We start from the raw sequence: 15,360 nt of genomic DNA, 5'->3' as shown, positions 1-15,360 counted from the left end.
GAGGCTCGGTCATGGAGCGGGGCGCCATCGGACCAATGTGTCAGACCACTCCCTCATCCCGCAACCGACCCAGCTCTTCCGCTCCAATCCCCAACTCCCCGTACACCTCCGCATTGTGCTCGCCCACATCCGGCCCGGTACGCGGTGACGGCGGCGCATAGCCCGAGAAGCGCGGCACCACGCATGGCGCCGGCACCGTGCCCAGGTCCGCATCGGGCAGCCGCACGACGGCCTGGCGCGCCACCATCTGCGGGTCGTTGACGATATCGGCGATGCTGAACACCTTGCTGAACGGCACCTGGCATTGTTCCAGCCGTGCCGCTGCCGCGGCATAGGGCTGGGCGGCGAACCATTCCGCGATGCTGGCATCGAGTGTTTCGATATGGCGCACGCGGCCGGCGTTGGTGGTGTACTCCGGTGCCTGCGCCAGTTGCGGCACGTCCATGGCTTCGGCCAGCCGGCGGAAGGTGGCGTCGGACGAGGCCACCACGGTGACCCAGGTGTCGTCGGCGGTGCGGTACATGTTGGACGGCGCGGCGTAGGTGGTGCGGTTGCCGGCGCGCTGGCGCACATGGCCAAGCTGTTCGTATTCGATGGCAAGCGGATCCAGCAGGCGGAACAGTGCCTCGGTGGCGGCCAGGTCGATCTCGCGGCCGGGCTGGCTGGGCCTGGCGCGCTGCTCCGCCACCGCGGTGGCGATCGCAAAGGCGCCGAACACGCCGGCGATCATGTCTCCCACCGGGTAATTCATATGCATTGGCCCGCTTTGCGCCGTGCCCGCCAGGTTGGTGAAGCCACTGCGGGCTTCGAAGATGCGGGCAAACCCCGGCCGCGCCGCGTCCGGCCCGGTCTGGCCGAAGCCGGTCAGGCGCAGCACGATCAGGCTGGGGTTGGCCGCGTGCAGCGTGTCCAGGTCCAGCCCCCAGCGTGCCAGCGTGCCGGTGCGGAAATTTTCCACCAGCACGTCGAAGCCCGGCAGCAGGCGCAGGAAGAGCTCGCGGCCGCGCGGCGTGCGCACGTCCAGCGAAATGCCGCGCTTGCCGCGGTTGGTCACCTTCCAGTACAGCGCGTGATGGTCGGTGACCGGCTCCAGGCCGCGCAGCGGATCGCTGCCGTCGGGCAGTTCCAGCTTGACCACCTCGGCGCCCATGTCGGCACACAGCGTGGCGGAGAACGGTGCCGCCACCACGGTGGCCATGTCGAGGATGCGCAACCCGGCGAGTGGGCCGGTGGCGAGTGATTCAGACGATACAACTGGGGCGAGGGGGTCTGGCATGTGGGTCTCCGGCGGCAGGTTGTCCGCTGCAAGGTGGCAGGCGGGGCGGCCGGGCGCAAGTACGGTTTCGCTGTGCGGAACGGTCGTGCTACAACGTTGACGCCCCCTTCTCCGGATCCCAGCATGGAACCCAAGCAACCACCGCACCGCATGGACCGCAACCCGGAACTCCTGCCCCTGCCAGGCCTGGCCAGCGAAGACGCCCTGGCGACCGACCGCCAGTTCGCGACCAACCTGGCGCGCGGGCTCGAAGTGCTGCGGGCGTTCACGCCATCCAGCCCGGTGCTGGGCAACCAGGACATCGTCGCGCGCACCGGGCTGCCGAAGGCGACGGTGTCGCGGCTGACCTATACGCTGGGGCTGCTCGGCTTCCTCAGCCGCGTGCCGGGCAACCAGAAGTACCGGCTTGGCGCCGGCGTGCTGGCACTGGCCTACCCCATGCTGGCTGGGCTGGCGATCCGCCAGGTGGCCCGGCCTTACATGGAAGCGATCGCGCGCGAAACCGGCTGCACCGTGAACCTGGGCATGCGCGAGCGCTTGTCGGTGGTCTACGTGGACAGTTGCCGGCTGGACCCGGGCAACCTCTACCAGCCGGACATCGGCAGCAGCCGGCCGCTGCTGGCCAGCGCAATCGGTCGCGCGGTGCTGCTGGCTTGCAGCGCCGACGAGCGCACGGCGCTGCTGAACCGGCTGCGGGTGGAGGACCCGCAGCGCTTTAACCAGGAGCGCCAGATGTGGGCGGACGACCAGAAGCATTTCCGCGCGCACGGCTATTGCCTGAGCCGCGGCGAGTGGCGGCCCGAGATCCACGCGATCGCGGCGCCGCTGCGCCAGTCGCTGCACCAGGACCCGTTCGCGCTGAACTGCACCATCGCGGCATCGCGCAATCGCGACAACATGCTGGAGCGCCAGGTGGCGCCCCGGCTGCGCGAAGCGGTGCGGCAGATCGAACTGAGCTGCGCGCGCTGACCCGTTACGGGACCGTGGCGCGGCAGCGCAGCCTGCTGGCAATGCCGCCGGCAGAAGCATGACCAGCGGCCCGCAAGAGGCCCGCAAGAGGCCTGCAAGAGACTGACCTTGCGCCCGGCAACGTTCCGGCGCAGGCAACCAAGGAGACAAGATGGATGCCTTTTACCCATTGCGCCGGCTCGCCGCCGGCATGCTGGCCTGCGCCGCGCTGACGCCTGCGGCTACGCTTGCCGCCGCCGACAACGCCGCTCGCTTCCCGGACCGCCCGGTGCGGATCATCGTGCCGTTCTCGGCGGGCGGCGTGGTCGACTCGGTCACCCGCATCACCGCCGAAAACATGGCCAGGGTGCTGAAGCAAGCGGTGATCGTCGAGAACAAGACCGGCGCCGGCGGCGCCATCGGTGCCGACGTTGTCGCCAGGTCGCCCGCCGATGGCTATACGCTGCTGGCGGTCAGCCCCAGCTACGTGGTCGGGCCGCTGCTCAATCCGTCGATCCAGGGCAAGAGCGGCAAGGACTTCCGCGCCGTGGCCGGCATCGGCGCGGTGCCCAACGTGATCGTGGTGCCGGCCGCATCGCCGCTACGCACGCTGCCGCAACTGCTCGATGCCGCACGCAAGCAGCCCGGCACGCTGACCTACGCCAGCGCGGGCGTCGGCACCTCGAACCATCTGTCTGCGGAATTGCTGGCGCAGATGACGCACGTAAAGCTGACCCACGTGCCCTACAAGGGCCAGCCGGAGGCCATGAGCGACCTGCTGGGCGCGCGCGTCTCGATGATGGCGCTGACCTCCGCCATTGCGCGCCAGCAGGTGCAAAGCGGCAAGCTGCGCGCGCTGGCCGTGACCTCGGCCAGGCGCACGGCGGTGCTGCCGGACGTGCCCACCGTGGCCGAGGCGGCGCAGCTGCCGGGCTATGAAGTGGGCGCATGGTTCGGGCTGGTGGCGCCGCAGGGCACGCCGGACGCGGTGGTACGCAAGCTGGCCGACGCCGCCGCGCGCGCCACCGCCGACCCCGACACTGCGCACCGCCTGGCCGAGCTCGGCATGGAGCTGGCCCCGCAACCCCCCGCCGCGTTCGAGCGCTTCCTGGATGCCGAAACCAAAAAATGGACCGGCGTGCTGAAGACCGCCGGCATCACGGCACAGTAACCGCGCAACCCCCAACACGTTCAACTCACCCGAACCCTTCCATGATCCGTGACCCCGCCCGCCAGCAAGCGCTGCTTGCCGAACTCCGCCGCTTCGTGCTGGAAACCTGCATCCCGCTCGAAGCGCAGATCGACCGCACCGACGTCATCCCCGAGCCCGTGGTCGAGCAGATGCGCGGCCTCGGCCTGTTCGGCCACAGCATCCCGGAAGCCTACGGCGGCGCCGGCCTGACCACGGAAGAGCTGGCGCAGGTGAACATCGAGGTGTCGCAAGCCGCCACGGTGTTCCGCGCCCGCTTCGGCGGCAACACCGGCATCGCGTCCGAGTCCTTGGTGGCCGACGGCACCGAAGCGCAGCGCCAGCGCTACCTGCCGCAGCTGGCGTCGGGCAAGATGACCGGCTGCTTCGCGCTGACCGAACCGGAGGCCGGCTCGGATGCCACCGCGCTGCAGACCACGGCCAGGCAGGACGGCGACCACTACGTGTTGAACGGCAGCAAGTGCTTTATCACCAATGCGCCGATTGCCGACCTGTTCACCGTGTTCGCCCGCACCGACCCCGATACGCCGGGCGCGCACGGCATCAGCGCCTTCCTGATTGAACGCGGCACGCCGGGACTGAGCACCAGCGAGCCAGAGCGCAAGATGGGCCAGCACGGCTCGCCAGTGGGCGATGTCTACCTGAAGGATTGCCGTGTGCCCGCCAGCGCCATCGTCGGCGGCAAGCCCAATGTCGGCTTCAAGACCGCGATGAAGGCGCTGAACAAGCAGCGCATCAACCTGGCCGGCCTGTGCGTGGGGCCGGCGATCCGGCTGGTCGACGAGATGGTCCGCTACGCGGCGCAGCGCCGCCAGTTCGGCAAGCCGATTGCCGACTACCAGCTGGTGCAGCAGATGATTGCCGACAGCAACACGGAACTGCATGCGGCGCGCGCGCTGGTGCTCGACACCGCGCGCCGGCGCGATGCCGGCGAGGACGTGACCATGGAGGCGTCGATGTGCAAGCTGTTCGCCTCGGAAATGGCCGGCCGCGTGGCCGACCGCGCGGTGCAGGTGTTCGGCGGCAGCGGGTATATGGCGCGCACCGTGGCGGAGCGCTTCTATCGCGACGTGCGGCTGTTCCGGCTGTATGAAGGCACCACGCAGATCCACCAGCTCAATATCGCGCGCCGGACGGTGGAGGCGCGCGCAGCGGCGCTGGTTGCCGGTGGCGGCAGGCTGATGGAACGCAAGGTCGAATGACATGCCCCGTGCCGGGCGGCGGCACGCCGAAGAAGACCTGACGCGCCCCCGGGGACACCCCTGCAGCGACGGCCTCACTGTCGCCTTCAACGCGGCACGAGATTGCGCTGCGCCGCCGCTTCCGCGATAAAGGCCTCCAGCAATCGCTGCGCCGGCAGAGTCAGCGGCGTGTCGGCCCGGTACAGGGCATGGATGGTGGTGCTTGGCAGCGCGTCCGCAAGCGGCAGTTGGATCAGGTCCATGGCCGGCCCGTAGCGCTCGAAGAAGCCCTTGGGCATGATCCCGATCACGTCCAGCCGGGGCATCAGTGCCAGCAGCGTGGCGAAGGATTCGCATTCGAGCCTTACCTGCGGGGTGCGGTCTTCGGCGGGATCGAAGCGCAGGTTGCGCGGATCGCCGGGTCCGCCCGCAGGGCCGGTCAGCACCCAGTCGGCGTCGACCAGTCGCGCCAGCGTCTTCACGCGTGCAAGCGGATGGCTGCGCCGCGCGGCAATGACGATCTGGCTGTCGAAGAGCGGCAGTACCAGCAGCGCGCGCCCCGCCCCTTCCGTCGGCAACGGACCCAGTGCCAGGTCCAGCTCGCCGGCGCGGACCTGTTCCAGTGCGCGCGGGTACAGGGTATCGCGCACACGCAGCCTGACCTGCGGCCACCTGGCGCCGAAGCGCGCCACCGCGCCCGGTGCAAGCAGGATCGCTGCCACCGGGGACAAGCCCACGGTCACCTGCGCCTCGGCATGCCGCAAGTGCCATGCCACTTCCTCCCGCGCACGCTCCAGTTCGCGCACCGCGGTGCCGGCCCGCGCTGCCAGCAACTCGCCGGCAGGCGTCAGCCGCACGCCCTTGGGGGTACGCAGCACGAGCGCGGCGCCAAATTCCTCTTCCAGTTGCCGCAGCGCCTTGGTCAGGGCGGGCTGCGTGACGTTCAGGACCTGCGCCGAGGCGCGCAGGCTGCCGGTCTGGGCGATGGCCAGCAGCAGGTGCAGGTGTTGAAGGCGCACAGGCGCTCTCCGCGGGGGCGATAACCCATGGTAATCGACTTAGCCAAATGTGATGCGATTTTTGGCGGGCGGCCATCTACGATTCGCCCAAGTCGGCACAGTTGGCCGCGCGCCCCCCCGCCGGCGCGACCGCCGAGATGCCGTCATTCCCCTCACCTCGGGAGCGTCCCTTGCAAAAGCGAGTGAAGAACATCCTCTTCATCATGTGCGACCAGTTGCGCGCCGACCACCTGTCCTGCTTCGGCCATCCCGCGCTCAAGACGCCGAACCTGGACAGTCTCGCCGCGCGTGGCGTGATCTTCGACCGTGCCTATGTCCAGTCACCGGTGTGCGGCCCTTCGCGCATGAGCTACTACACCGGCCGCTATGTGCATGCGCACGGCGCGAGCTGGAACTTCGTGCCGCTCAAGGCCGGCGAGATGACCATCGGCGACCACCTGCGGCCGCTGGGTGTGCGTTCGGTGCTGGTGGGCAAGACCCACATGCGTGCCGATCTGGCCGGCATGTCGCGCCTGGGCATCGACCCCGCCTCGCAGATCGGCGTGCGCATTGCCGAATGCGGCTTCGATCCGTACGAGCGCGACGACGGCATCCATCCGTATTCGGGCCACGATCCGGACCCGGCCTACAACGCCTACCTGCGCGAACAGGGCTTCGATGGCGATAACCCCTGGGAAAGCTGGGCCAATTCGACTGTCGACGACGACGGTACGCTTCGCTCGGGCTGGTTCCTGAAGTATTCGAACCGCCCGGCGCGCGTGCCCGACGAGCATTCCGAAACCCCCTATATCACGCGGCGGGCGATGGATTTCATCCGCGATGCCGGCGACCAGCCGTGGTGCCTGCATCTGTCTTACATCAAGCCGCACTGGCCCTACATCGTGCCCGAGCCCTATGCCAGCATGTACCAGCCGGAGGATGCGCTGCCGGTGGTCCGCTCGGAAGCCGAGCGCCACGCCCCCCACCCGGTCTATGCGGCGATGATGGACCACCGGGTCTCGCGCACCTTCTCGCAGGACGGCGTGCGCGACGCGGTGATGCCCGGCTACATGGGCCTGATCAAGCAGATCGACGACCAGCTGGGCGTGCTGTTCGCCTTTCTCGAAGCACGCGGCCTGATGGACTCGACCATGATCGTCTTCACCAGCGACCATGGCGACTACCTGGGCGACCACTGGATGGGTGAAAAAGACCTGTTCCACGAACCCGTCATCCGCGCCCCGCTGATCATCTATGACCCCGACCATCGCGCCGACGCCACCCGCGGCACGCGCTGCGACGCACTGGTCGAGGCCGTCGACCTGGCCCCGACTTTCCTGGACGTCTACGGTGGCGAGGCCGTGCCGCATGTCATCGACGGCCGCTCGCTGCGCCCGCTGCTGTTCGGCCAGCGCCCTGCCGGCTGGCGCGAGCATGTGGTCTGCGAATACGACTTCGCGTTCCAGGACTCGCGCATCGCGCTCGGCACCGGGCCGCGCGATGCATGGATGCGCATGATCTCCGACGGCCGCTGGAAATACGTGCTGTTCGAGCACTACCGGCCGATGCTGTTCGACCTGGCCACCGACCCGAACGAGTTCGACGATCTCGGTGCCTCGGACCACCCGGAGCATGCGGCCGCGCGCGCGCGGCTGCACGAGGCCCTGTTCCGCTGGGCGCGGCAGCCGCGCCAGCGCGTCACGATTGCAGACGGCACCATCGAGTCCACCGAGATCCAGCCGCGCATCTCCGAAGGCGGCATCCTGATCGGCTATTGGGACGAAGCCGACCTGGCGCATGCGCGCCAGTCTTTCAAGCCCCGCTTCGCATCCAGCAATCCGCTGGTCAAGTCCACCCTGGACCGCCTGACCCATCCTCAAGGAGTCGAACATGATGACTGAAACGCCCGACATCACGCGCACCCAGACGGGTATCGATGGTGTATCGTGGAACATTCTCGGGCAGGTCTACGTGCCCAAACAGATAAGCGCCGACAGCATCGCCTGGCACGCCACCTTTCCGGTGGAGACCTTCGTGCCGCCGCATGTGCACCCGCACCAGGACGAATACATCTTCATGCTCGACGGGCAGATCGACCTGCTGCTTGGCGACAACAAGACATCAGCCAGCGCCGGCGACCTTGTGCGCATGCCGCGCGGCATTCCACACGCCTTCTTCAATAACTCCGGCAAACCCGTCACGGCATTGTTCTGGGCCTCGCCTGCCGGCAAGCTGCTTTCGCTCTATCGCCGCATCCACAACATGTCGAGTCCCTCAGAAGTGATGCGCGTCGCGCGCGACTACGATGTCGTGTTTCTTCCCCCGGTCTCGGCCGCGCCCTAGCACACCGGCCCACCCAGCAGGTATGGACGTCACCCAGGCTTGATAACCGGAGGTTCGATGCAATGAATACCTTGGCAAATGACGGCGTCGCGGTCAGCGCGATCGATGTGGCGGCCGCGACGCGGCGCAAGGCCTGGGGCGTCACGGCGATGCTTACGCTCTTCATGGTGCTGAACTTCGGCGACAAGGCCGTGCTCGGCCTGGTGGCCAAGCCGGCGATGGCCGAGCTGGGACTGACGCCGGTCGAATTCGGCTTCATCGGCAGCAGCTTCTTCTTCCTGTTCAGCCTGAGTGCGATCGTGGTCGGGTTCCTGGCCAACCGCATATCGAGCCGCTGGCTGGTCCTGGCGCTGACCATGGTGTGGGCCGCCGTCCAGTTCCCGATCCTGGCCGGCGGCAGCGCCACCGTGCTGCTGGTCTGCCGGATCATCCTGGGTGCGGGCGAAGGGCCTGCGCTGCCAGTTGCCTTGCACGCCACGCACAGCTGGTTCCCCGCCGAAGACCGCGCCCTGCCCAGCAACCTGATCGCCATCGGGCCCACCATCGGTGCCGCCATCGCCGCGCCGGTGCTGTCCTGGGTCATCGCCTCGCCAGCGCTGGGCTGGCGCTGGGCCTTCGGCCTGCTCGGCATGGCCGGCATCGCCTGGGGCATCGCCTGGGCCTGCATCGGCAAGGACGGTCCCTACCGGAGCGGCCACGGCGCCAGCGAGGGCGGGCATGTGGCAAGTTCCACCACCGAGAAACTCAAGTCCGTGCCGCTGCGGCGCGTGTTCGGCTGCAGGATGTGGCTGGCTGCCACGCTGGCGGGGTTTTCCTGCTTTTGGGCGCAGGGCGCCATGACCACCTGGGTGCCGCAGTACATCGGCGGCGTGCTCGGCGTCGAGGCGTCACGGGTCGGCCTGTTCTACGCATTGCCCTGGCTGTTCGGCACCGTCCTGCTCGTGGTGCTGGGCTTTGCCGGCCGCCACCTCATGCGCAATGGCGGCACCGCACGGGTGGCCGTAGCTGGCCTGTTCGGCGCCTCCCTGGTGGTTTCCGGCGCGTGCCTGCTATGGCTGCCACACACGTCCGGCCTGCTGGCAATGGCGCTGACGACGGTCGGCTGGGGTGCATTCCTGGTCTTTCCGATGGCCCCGACGGCGGTTGCCTATGCCGTCAATCCTGGCCAGCGGGCTGCCGTCATCTCCACCATGGTCGGCATCGCCTCGATCGGCGGCGTGCTGTCGCCCGCCGTGTTCGGCTGGCTGGTGCAGAAAGCCGGGTACGTCGCCTCCAGTGGCGGCACGGGTGACACGGCACTGCTTGCGCAAGGGCTGAACCTTGCATTTTCGCTAACTGGCCTGCTGCTGCTCGTTACCGGTCTTGCGGCTGTGATGCTGATCAATCCGGAGCGCACGGCTACGCTGTTGCAGCAGCACGCCGCTGAATAGCTACGGCGCCAGCCCATCGCCCTCATGACCGACGCTGAATTCCAGTATGTGGCCGGGCAGTCCCGGCCAACCTTTGCGGCGCTGCTCGCCGGCTTCGAGGCACGCAGTGCCGCGGCGATCCATACCGGGAACTGCCGGCTCGACCTCGCCTATGGACCGGCGCCGCGCCAGCGCTTCGACTTCTTTGTGGCGCAAGGACGGCCAAGGGGAACGCTGGCCTACTTCCATGCCGGCTATTGGCAGTCGCGGGACAAGGCGTCATTCCGCTTCATCGCGCCGGCCTTCACCCGGCTCGGGCTGCATGTCGCGCTGGTCAACTATCCGCTGTGCCCGGCCGTTTCGCTCGGCGCGCTGATCGAAGCCGCCAGCGCCGCGATCGGGGCTATCGGCGCGTATGCCGCCATCGACGGCCAGCACTCGCCGCCACTGGTGCTGGCCGGGCACTCGGCCGGCGGCCATATCGCGGTCGAACTGGCCCTGGCGCAAGCAGGCCGCCCGCATGCGCCCACGCCTGCCATCGCGGGCGTCGTGGCACTCAGCGGCATCTATGATCTCGCACCGCTGGTCGGCACCTCGCTGAACCGTAACCTGATGCTGGACACCGCAAGCGCTACGGCGCATTCGCCCCTGCACCGGCTGAAGCCGGGCTGCCCGGCGGCCTTGTTTGCCGTGGGCGCGGATGAGACGCTGGCATTCGTCGAACAGAGCCGGCACATGTGCAAGGGCTGGCAGCAGGCCGGCAACGACGCGGCGCTGGAGGTCGCACCGGGTGCCGACCATTTCAGCGTGCTGCAGCAGTTCACGGAGCCGGACACCGCATTGTTCGGTCGGATTGGCGCCTTGCTCGACCAAGCGCTGGGTTGACGCCCATGCAAACCACCACGGGCACTTCTCCAGCCCTCAGTCCGCCCGGAAGTCATCTTTCCCGGGCAGGCTCCGGCAACTAGCCGGGCAACTGCGTTGCCTGAGCCCGCCGTGCCTCCGCGGCTGTGGCGGCCTCACTCTTCCCGGCCCGGCCCGGTGCCGACAGACAGTATCGGCCCCTGCCGCGCCAAGGCCTCGCCAGCCGCAGTGCTTTCAACGGCCTTGCCATTGGCATACCAGACGAGCCCCCCGCTGGCCGCATTGCCTGCCCCAGGAAATTCTCGTCCGCGCTGACCAGCGCCCTCGGGATTGGCTCCTTTGCGCAGAACACATCACACCAATCCCTGTACCCGCACCATTCTCGTGCGTAACCGGCGCCGATCGCTGCCGTCCGGGCGCTTGCCGCCGGCTATGCTGAAATCGCCGCCCGCCTTCGAACAGACGCTGGATTGGTGGAAGTCCCGTCACAATCGTTAGCTAAGACTGGCACAGTGGTCGCTACATCATGGAATCCCCCGGGCGGGCCGGGAGGACGGCGCGCCACGGGGAACGGAGCGCCCGGCAACCCCCACGCATGGGCGGCTGGCATTAGCGCAAGCGCCATGCAAGCCTTGCCAGTTTCCCTCCGATTCTCACCCGACCTGTTGAAGGACTACCGATGCTCTCCGAAGCCGAGCCTGAGCGCGCCAGGCACCTTGCCCCTCGTACCAAAGCCCCTGTGCTGCCGCCCTGGATCACGACGCGCATGGCACAGCATTTCGAGGAGCGCATGGGCAAGCTCTGGGGCGGGGATCACCTGTTGCACGGCCTTCCCCCCGGACCCGACGCGCTGCACCTCAGCAGCAACGACTACCTGTGCCTGCTGGGCGAAGCCACGCTGGTCCAGGCCCAGGCGCGGGCCTTTCACGATGACGCGCCGGAGCTGCTGATGTCCTCCGTGTTCCTGCACGGCGATACGCCGCAACGCCGGGTCGAGCGCAAGATCGCCGACCTGATGCAGGCCGAGGACGGGCTGATCGCGCAGTCCGGCTGGGCCGCCAACGTGGGCCTGGTGCAGTGCATTGCCGGCCCCGGCATTCCGGTCTATATCGACATGAACGGCCATGCCTCGCTGTGGGAAGGCATCATCGCCGCGGGCGCGCAAGCGGTGGCGGTGCGCCACAACGATTGCGAGCACGTGCGTCGCCAGCTGGAGCGCTTCGGCCCGGGCGTGATCATGGTGGATTCGGTCTACAGCACCACCGGCAGCGTGGCGCCGCTGGCAGACTATGTCGCGCTGGCGGAAGCGTCCGGCAGCGTGCTGGTGGTGGACGAGTCGCACTCGCTGGGCACCCACGGCCCGCGCGGCGGCGGCCTGGTGCGGGCGCTCGGGCTGTCGGAGCGCGTGCATTTCCGCACCGCGTCGCTGGCCAAGGCTTTTGCCGGCCGCGCCGGCTATGTGGCTTGCTCCACGGCCTTCAAGGATTTCTTCGCAGTGGAATCGCGCCCGGCCATTTTCAGCTCCGGGCTGCTGCGCCATGAGATTGCGTGGTTCGACGCGGCGACGGACTTCATTGCCGCGGCGGATGAGCGCCGGGCGCGCCTGCATGCCATCACCCGCGAGACCCGGGCTGCGATTGCCGCGCTGGGCTACAACATCAGCGAGGGTTCCGAACAGATTATCGGGCTGGAGGCGGGCAGCGAGCCGCAGGTGAAGGTGCTGCGCGACGCGTTGCAGCGCCGCGGCATCTTCGGCGCGGTATTCTGTGCGCCGGCCACGCCGAAGAACCGGGCATTGATGCGACTTACGCTGCATGCGAAACTTGGCGCCGGCGAAATCGACCGCCTGGTCGGGGTGCTCGCCAGCATCCGCGACGAAGTCAGGCTGGACGAGTGGTCCTCGACGCGCCGGGCCCGGCGCAAGTCCTAGAATCCCACAAGCGGGCCGCTGGCAGGCATCCGCGAGGAGTAGCCCTGGAGATGGATGCAAAGGTAGCGCAAGCGGAGGACGGCCGCACCACCCTGGCCGGGCTGGCCCGCCAGGCGTGGCAGGCCGTGTTCGAGACCGCCGCGCGGGCGACGCTACTGGACGAGGAAAGCGTCATCCGCCTGCGCCGGATCCAGATGGTGGGCGCGCTGGGCGTGGTGGGACACCCGCTGTACTACGTGATCTGGTCCTACGTGTTCCCGCAGCCCTATGAAAACCTGTGGCTGCGCCTGGCCTGCACCGCGCTGTTCGTGCCGCTGCTGTTCGCCTCGGCGTTCTCGGGGCGGCGCTGGCTGCCGCCCTATGCGCTCTTTGCCATCACGGTAGGCCTGCCGTTCGCCTTTATCTTCTTCTACCTCGAGAATGGCGGCTCGATGGTGTGGGCCGAATCGGTGATCATCGCGGTGGTGATCCTGTATCACTTCAACACCGCCTTCGCGACCATTGCCCTGTTCTCGGGCGCCGCGGCCGCGATTGCCCTGTTCGTGCTGGCCGGCAACACCATGGGCGGCATCCCGTGGGAACCGGTGCTGCTGCAGTTGCCGGTGATCGGCTTCGTCATCGCGGTGCTGGTGGTCATCAAGATGGACCGCCAGCTGCTGGCTGAACAGAAGCGGCGCGGCATGGCCGCCGCGCTGGCAACCGTGGCGCATGAGCTGCGCACGCCGTTGACCAGCCTGGCCATGACCGCCAGGGGCCTCAAGGCCCGGCTGCCCGCGGCGCTAGACCAGGACACGCCGCAGCGCGACGACCTGATGCAGGCCGTGGCCCGGATGGAGTCAGACCTGGCCCATATCAGCAACAGCATCGAACTGCTGGTCGCCAACTCCAAGAACCCGGAAAACGCCACGCAGGCCCTGTTCGAAGTGGGCGAGGTGATTCGGGACGCGGTCGGCCGCTTTCCGTTCGAGCACGGCGACCAGGAGCGGGTCACGCTCGACCTGCCCGGCCGCGCCTACGTGATGGGCAACGCCCAGTTGTTCGGGCTGGTTACGACCAACCTGCTGAAGAACGCGCTGGAAGCCATCCGGCGCGCCGGCAAGGGCGCCATCCATATCCGCTGCGAAGTGCGGGCGGATGCCGTCCACGTGTTGTTCCGCGACACCGCAACGGGCGTGCCGCCGCAAGTGCTGGCGCGGATGTTCCAGCCTTTCTTCTCCTACCCCGCGCATCGCGGCACCGGCATCGGGCTGGCGTTCTGCCAGAAAGTGCTCGGCAGCTGGGGGGCCGCCATCAGCTGCCGCTCCGAGGAGCACGTGTTCACCGAGTTCGACATGCGCTTCCCGCGCAAGGAAAAATGGCCCGAGCCGCAGCGGCCGGAACTGCCGCGGCCTGACGGGCCCTTGACGCACAACTGATACCTGCCGGCCCGCGCGGGCCGTTACACCACGCCGGCAGCCTTCAGCGCGGCGACTTGTTGGGCATCCATGCCCAGCAGGTCGCCCAGCACGCGCTCCGTATCCTGCGACAGCAGCGGCGGCGCGGCGCGCACGGGCACCCGTTCGCCGTCCAGCCGGTACGGCGGCGCCAGCACCTCGACGCGGCCGGTTTCCGGATTGGGCAGCTCGGCCAGCAAGCCGGCTTCGGCCGAGCGCTTCGAGCGCAAGGCCTCGAGCAGCCCCAGCACCTCGCCGCACGGGATGCCGGCCGCGCCCAGGCGCGCCAGCAGCAGCTCGCGCGGGCGGCGTGCCAGTTCGGCGCGCAGCTCCGGCAGGAGGGCCTGGCGATTGGCCGAGCGGCCGGTGTTGGTGGCGAAGCGCTCGTCGGTGGCCAGGTCCGGGCGCTCGATCACCTCGGTGCAGAAGCGCTGGAACTGCGCGTTGTTGCCGACCGTGATCACCAGGGGGCCATCGGCAGCGTCGAACACGCCGTACGGCACGATGGACGGATGGGCGTTGCCGTACTTTGGCGGGTCGTCGCCCATCAGCAGCGCCTCCAGGCCATAGTAGGCCGTGATCATCAAGCCGCAGTCATACAGCGCCATTTCCACGTGGCGCCCCTGGCCGGTGCGCTGGCGGTCGTACAGCGCGGCCAGCACCGCCTGCGCCGAATACATGCCGGTGAACATATCCACCACCGCCGTGCCGAACTTCAGCGGCCCCTGCCCTTCCTCGCCATTCAGCGCCATCAGCCCGGCCTCGCCCTGCACCACCAGGTCATAGCCGGGGCGGGTTGCCTCGGGGCCGTTGCTGCGGTAGCCGGTGATGGAGCAATACACCAGGCCGGGGTTGATCGCCTTCAGCGCCTCGTAGCCCAGCCCCATCTTGTCGATGCCGCCGAACTTGAAGTTCTGCACCAGCACGTCGCACTTCGCCGCCAGCTCGCGCACGATGCGCTGGCCCTCGGGCTGCTGCAGGTCGATGCCGATGGACTGCTTGTTGCGGTTGGCACTGTTGAAGTAGGCCGTGTTGCGCGTGCCGACGCGCAGGCCCCAGTCACGCGTATCGTCGCCGCGGCCGGGGTGCTCGACCTTGATCACCTCCGCGCCCAGGTCGCCCAGCGCCTGCGTGCACATCGGTCCGGCCAGCACGCGGGACAGGTCCAGCACGCGCACGCCGGCCAGCGGCAGGCGGGAATTGTTGGTATCAGCCATCCGGCGATCTCCTTGTGTGTGTGTCTTTCTCGGGCATGCGATGGATCGGCCCGGGCTTCGCCCGGATTTTGCACTGTCAAGGCCTGGTCGACAATTCCATGGATCGTTGACACGGTGTCAATCAAAAATTAACACTCCGCTGCCCCAAGCCAACTTTGGATCGGCCACGGAGGGTTTACCTTACTTAGTGCGCGGCAACACAAGAGATTGGGGGGAATCGGCGTGGTGCATCCTACGACCAACTATCCCGGCGCTCCGGTCGATCAGGACACCATCGTCAAGGATCACGACGGGCTGCGCGATATCGAGATCCCGATCCGCCCGCATTTCGGCGTGATCGCCGAGCGCCGGCACAGGACTGCCTGATCAGGACACGCCGTTTCCTGATGACCGTCAGGGGGCTGAGCGAGGACGAGGCGGTCACGCTGATCTCGGTGGCGGTGGACTTCGGCATCACGCAGGTGGTCAACGGCAACTGGGGCGTCCACGCCATCATCAGGCAGTCCCTGTTCCTGCGCCCCTGAGCCCGCCGCGTGCACGCGGGCGCGGCC

At 68.2% G+C, this 15,360-nt stretch carries 12 protein-coding genes and 1 pseudogene; 10 read left to right on the top strand and 3 right to left on the bottom strand.

Annotated features, from left to right (window positions below; genetic code table 11):
- Positions 1–40 precede the first annotated feature (40 nt).
- Entirely contained in the window at positions 41–1,276 is a 1,236-nt protein-coding gene (locus E5S69_RS12165) for a CaiB/BaiF CoA transferase family protein (protein WP_171514899.1), read from the bottom strand.
- Positions 1,277–1,399: 123 nt separating this feature from the next.
- Here E5S69_RS12165 and E5S69_RS12160 point away from each other — a divergent pair, with 123 nt between their 5' ends.
- The 3 genes from E5S69_RS12160 to E5S69_RS12150 all read left to right on the top strand — a co-directional run bounded on the left by E5S69_RS12160 (position 1,400) and on the right by E5S69_RS12150 (position 4,636).
- Positions 1,400–2,245, top strand: coding sequence for an IclR family transcriptional regulator (locus E5S69_RS12160; protein WP_423766623.1), 846 nt, complete (start codon positions 1,400–1,402; stop codon positions 2,243–2,245).
- 151 nt (positions 2,246–2,396) lie between these two features.
- Positions 2,397–3,395 (top strand): tripartite tricarboxylate transporter substrate binding protein, encoded by a 999-nt coding sequence (locus E5S69_RS12155; protein WP_171514898.1) that lies wholly within the window; start codon positions 2,397–2,399, stop codon positions 3,393–3,395.
- 41 nt (positions 3,396–3,436) lie between these two features.
- Positions 3,437–4,636 carry an acyl-CoA dehydrogenase family protein gene (locus E5S69_RS12150; RefSeq protein WP_171514897.1) on the top strand — a complete coding sequence of 400 codons (1,200 nt, stop codon included), beginning with the start codon at positions 3,437–3,439 and terminating at the stop codon, positions 4,634–4,636.
- Between the two features lie 86 nt (positions 4,637–4,722).
- Here E5S69_RS12150 and E5S69_RS12145 read toward each other — a convergent pair whose 3' ends face one another.
- The gene (locus tag E5S69_RS12145; protein ID WP_171514896.1) at positions 4,723–5,634 is read right to left on the bottom strand and encodes a LysR substrate-binding domain-containing protein; all 912 of its coding nucleotides are present in this window, start codon (positions 5,632–5,634) and stop codon (positions 4,723–4,725) included.
- Between the two features lie 182 nt (positions 5,635–5,816).
- On the opposite strand from E5S69_RS12145, the gene E5S69_RS12140 reads away from it, so the two are divergent.
- From E5S69_RS12140 to E5S69_RS12115, 6 genes are all read left to right on the top strand, one after another.
- Complete coding sequence (locus E5S69_RS12140; protein ID WP_336510588.1) at positions 5,817–7,514, top strand: alkaline phosphatase family protein; 1,698 nt, start codon at positions 5,817–5,819, stop codon at positions 7,512–7,514.
- Complete coding sequence (locus tag E5S69_RS12135) at positions 7,504–7,956, top strand: cupin domain-containing protein (RefSeq protein ID WP_171514894.1); 453 nt, start codon at positions 7,504–7,506, stop codon at positions 7,954–7,956. Before E5S69_RS12140 ends, E5S69_RS12135 begins: the two co-directional genes overlap by 11 nt.
- A gap of 62 nt (positions 7,957–8,018) precedes the next feature.
- Positions 8,019–9,386 (top strand): MFS transporter, encoded by a 1,368-nt coding sequence (locus E5S69_RS12130; RefSeq protein WP_171514893.1) that lies wholly within the window; start codon positions 8,019–8,021, stop codon positions 9,384–9,386.
- Between the two features lie 24 nt (positions 9,387–9,410).
- Positions 9,411–10,250 (top strand): alpha/beta hydrolase, encoded by an 840-nt coding sequence (locus E5S69_RS12125; RefSeq protein WP_216621310.1) that lies wholly within the window; start codon positions 9,411–9,413, stop codon positions 10,248–10,250.
- A 658-nt stretch (positions 10,251–10,908) separates the two neighbouring features.
- Positions 10,909–12,159 carry an alpha-hydroxyketone-type quorum-sensing autoinducer synthase gene (gene cqsA, locus E5S69_RS12120; RefSeq protein ID WP_171514892.1) on the top strand — a complete coding sequence of 417 codons (1,251 nt, stop codon included), beginning with the start codon at positions 10,909–10,911 and terminating at the stop codon, positions 12,157–12,159.
- Between the two features lie 50 nt (positions 12,160–12,209).
- Positions 12,210–13,574 (top strand): sensor histidine kinase, encoded by a 1,365-nt coding sequence (locus E5S69_RS12115; protein ID WP_171514891.1) that lies wholly within the window; start codon positions 12,210–12,212, stop codon positions 13,572–13,574.
- Between the two features lie 23 nt (positions 13,575–13,597).
- Here E5S69_RS12115 and E5S69_RS12110 read toward each other — a convergent pair whose 3' ends face one another.
- The gene (locus tag E5S69_RS12110; protein WP_171514890.1) at positions 13,598–14,809 is read right to left on the bottom strand and encodes a CaiB/BaiF CoA transferase family protein; all 1,212 of its coding nucleotides are present in this window, start codon (positions 14,807–14,809) and stop codon (positions 13,598–13,600) included.
- 219 nt (positions 14,810–15,028) lie between these two features.
- Here E5S69_RS12110 and E5S69_RS12105 point away from each other — a divergent pair.
- Positions 15,029–15,333, top strand: a pseudogene (locus tag E5S69_RS12105) (hypothetical protein); the annotation flags it as partial.
- Between the last annotated feature and the right edge of the window lie 27 nt (positions 15,334–15,360).

This window comes from Cupriavidus necator (assembly GCF_013141915.1).
Lineage (GTDB): Bacteria > Pseudomonadota > Gammaproteobacteria > Burkholderiales > Burkholderiaceae > Cupriavidus > Cupriavidus necator_B.
The sequence above is the reverse complement of the archived record's forward strand: the minus strand, read 5'-3'. Positions and strand labels throughout refer to the sequence as shown.

What these genes read in the sequence shown, in the direction of transcription:
- E5S69_RS12150 (WP_171514897.1), top strand. Translation starts at nt 3,437, where the DNA reads ATGATCCGTGACCCCGCCCGCCAGCAAGCGCTGCTTGCCGAACTCCGC.
- E5S69_RS12130 (WP_171514893.1), top strand. Translation starts at nt 8,019, where the DNA reads ATGAATACCTTGGCAAATGACGGCGTCGCGGTCAGCGCGATCGATGTG.
- E5S69_RS12110 (WP_171514890.1), bottom strand. Translation starts at nt 14,809, where the DNA reads ATGGCTGATACCAACAATTCCCGCCTGCCGCTGGCCGGCGTGCGCGTG.
- E5S69_RS12125 (WP_216621310.1), top strand. Translation starts at nt 9,411, where the DNA reads ATGACCGACGCTGAATTCCAGTATGTGGCCGGGCAGTCCCGGCCAACC.
- cqsA (WP_171514892.1), top strand. Translation starts at nt 10,909, where the DNA reads ATGCTCTCCGAAGCCGAGCCTGAGCGCGCCAGGCACCTTGCCCCTCGT.
- E5S69_RS12115 (WP_171514891.1), top strand. Translation starts at nt 12,210, where the DNA reads ATGGATGCAAAGGTAGCGCAAGCGGAGGACGGCCGCACCACCCTGGCC.
- E5S69_RS12160 (WP_423766623.1), top strand. Translation starts at nt 1,400, where the DNA reads ATGGAACCCAAGCAACCACCGCACCGCATGGACCGCAACCCGGAACTC.
- E5S69_RS12155 (WP_171514898.1), top strand. Translation starts at nt 2,397, where the DNA reads ATGGATGCCTTTTACCCATTGCGCCGGCTCGCCGCCGGCATGCTGGCC.
- E5S69_RS12165 (WP_171514899.1), bottom strand. Translation starts at nt 1,276, where the DNA reads ATGCCAGACCCCCTCGCCCCAGTTGTATCGTCTGAATCACTCGCCACC.
- E5S69_RS12135 (WP_171514894.1), top strand. Translation starts at nt 7,504, where the DNA reads ATGATGACTGAAACGCCCGACATCACGCGCACCCAGACGGGTATCGAT.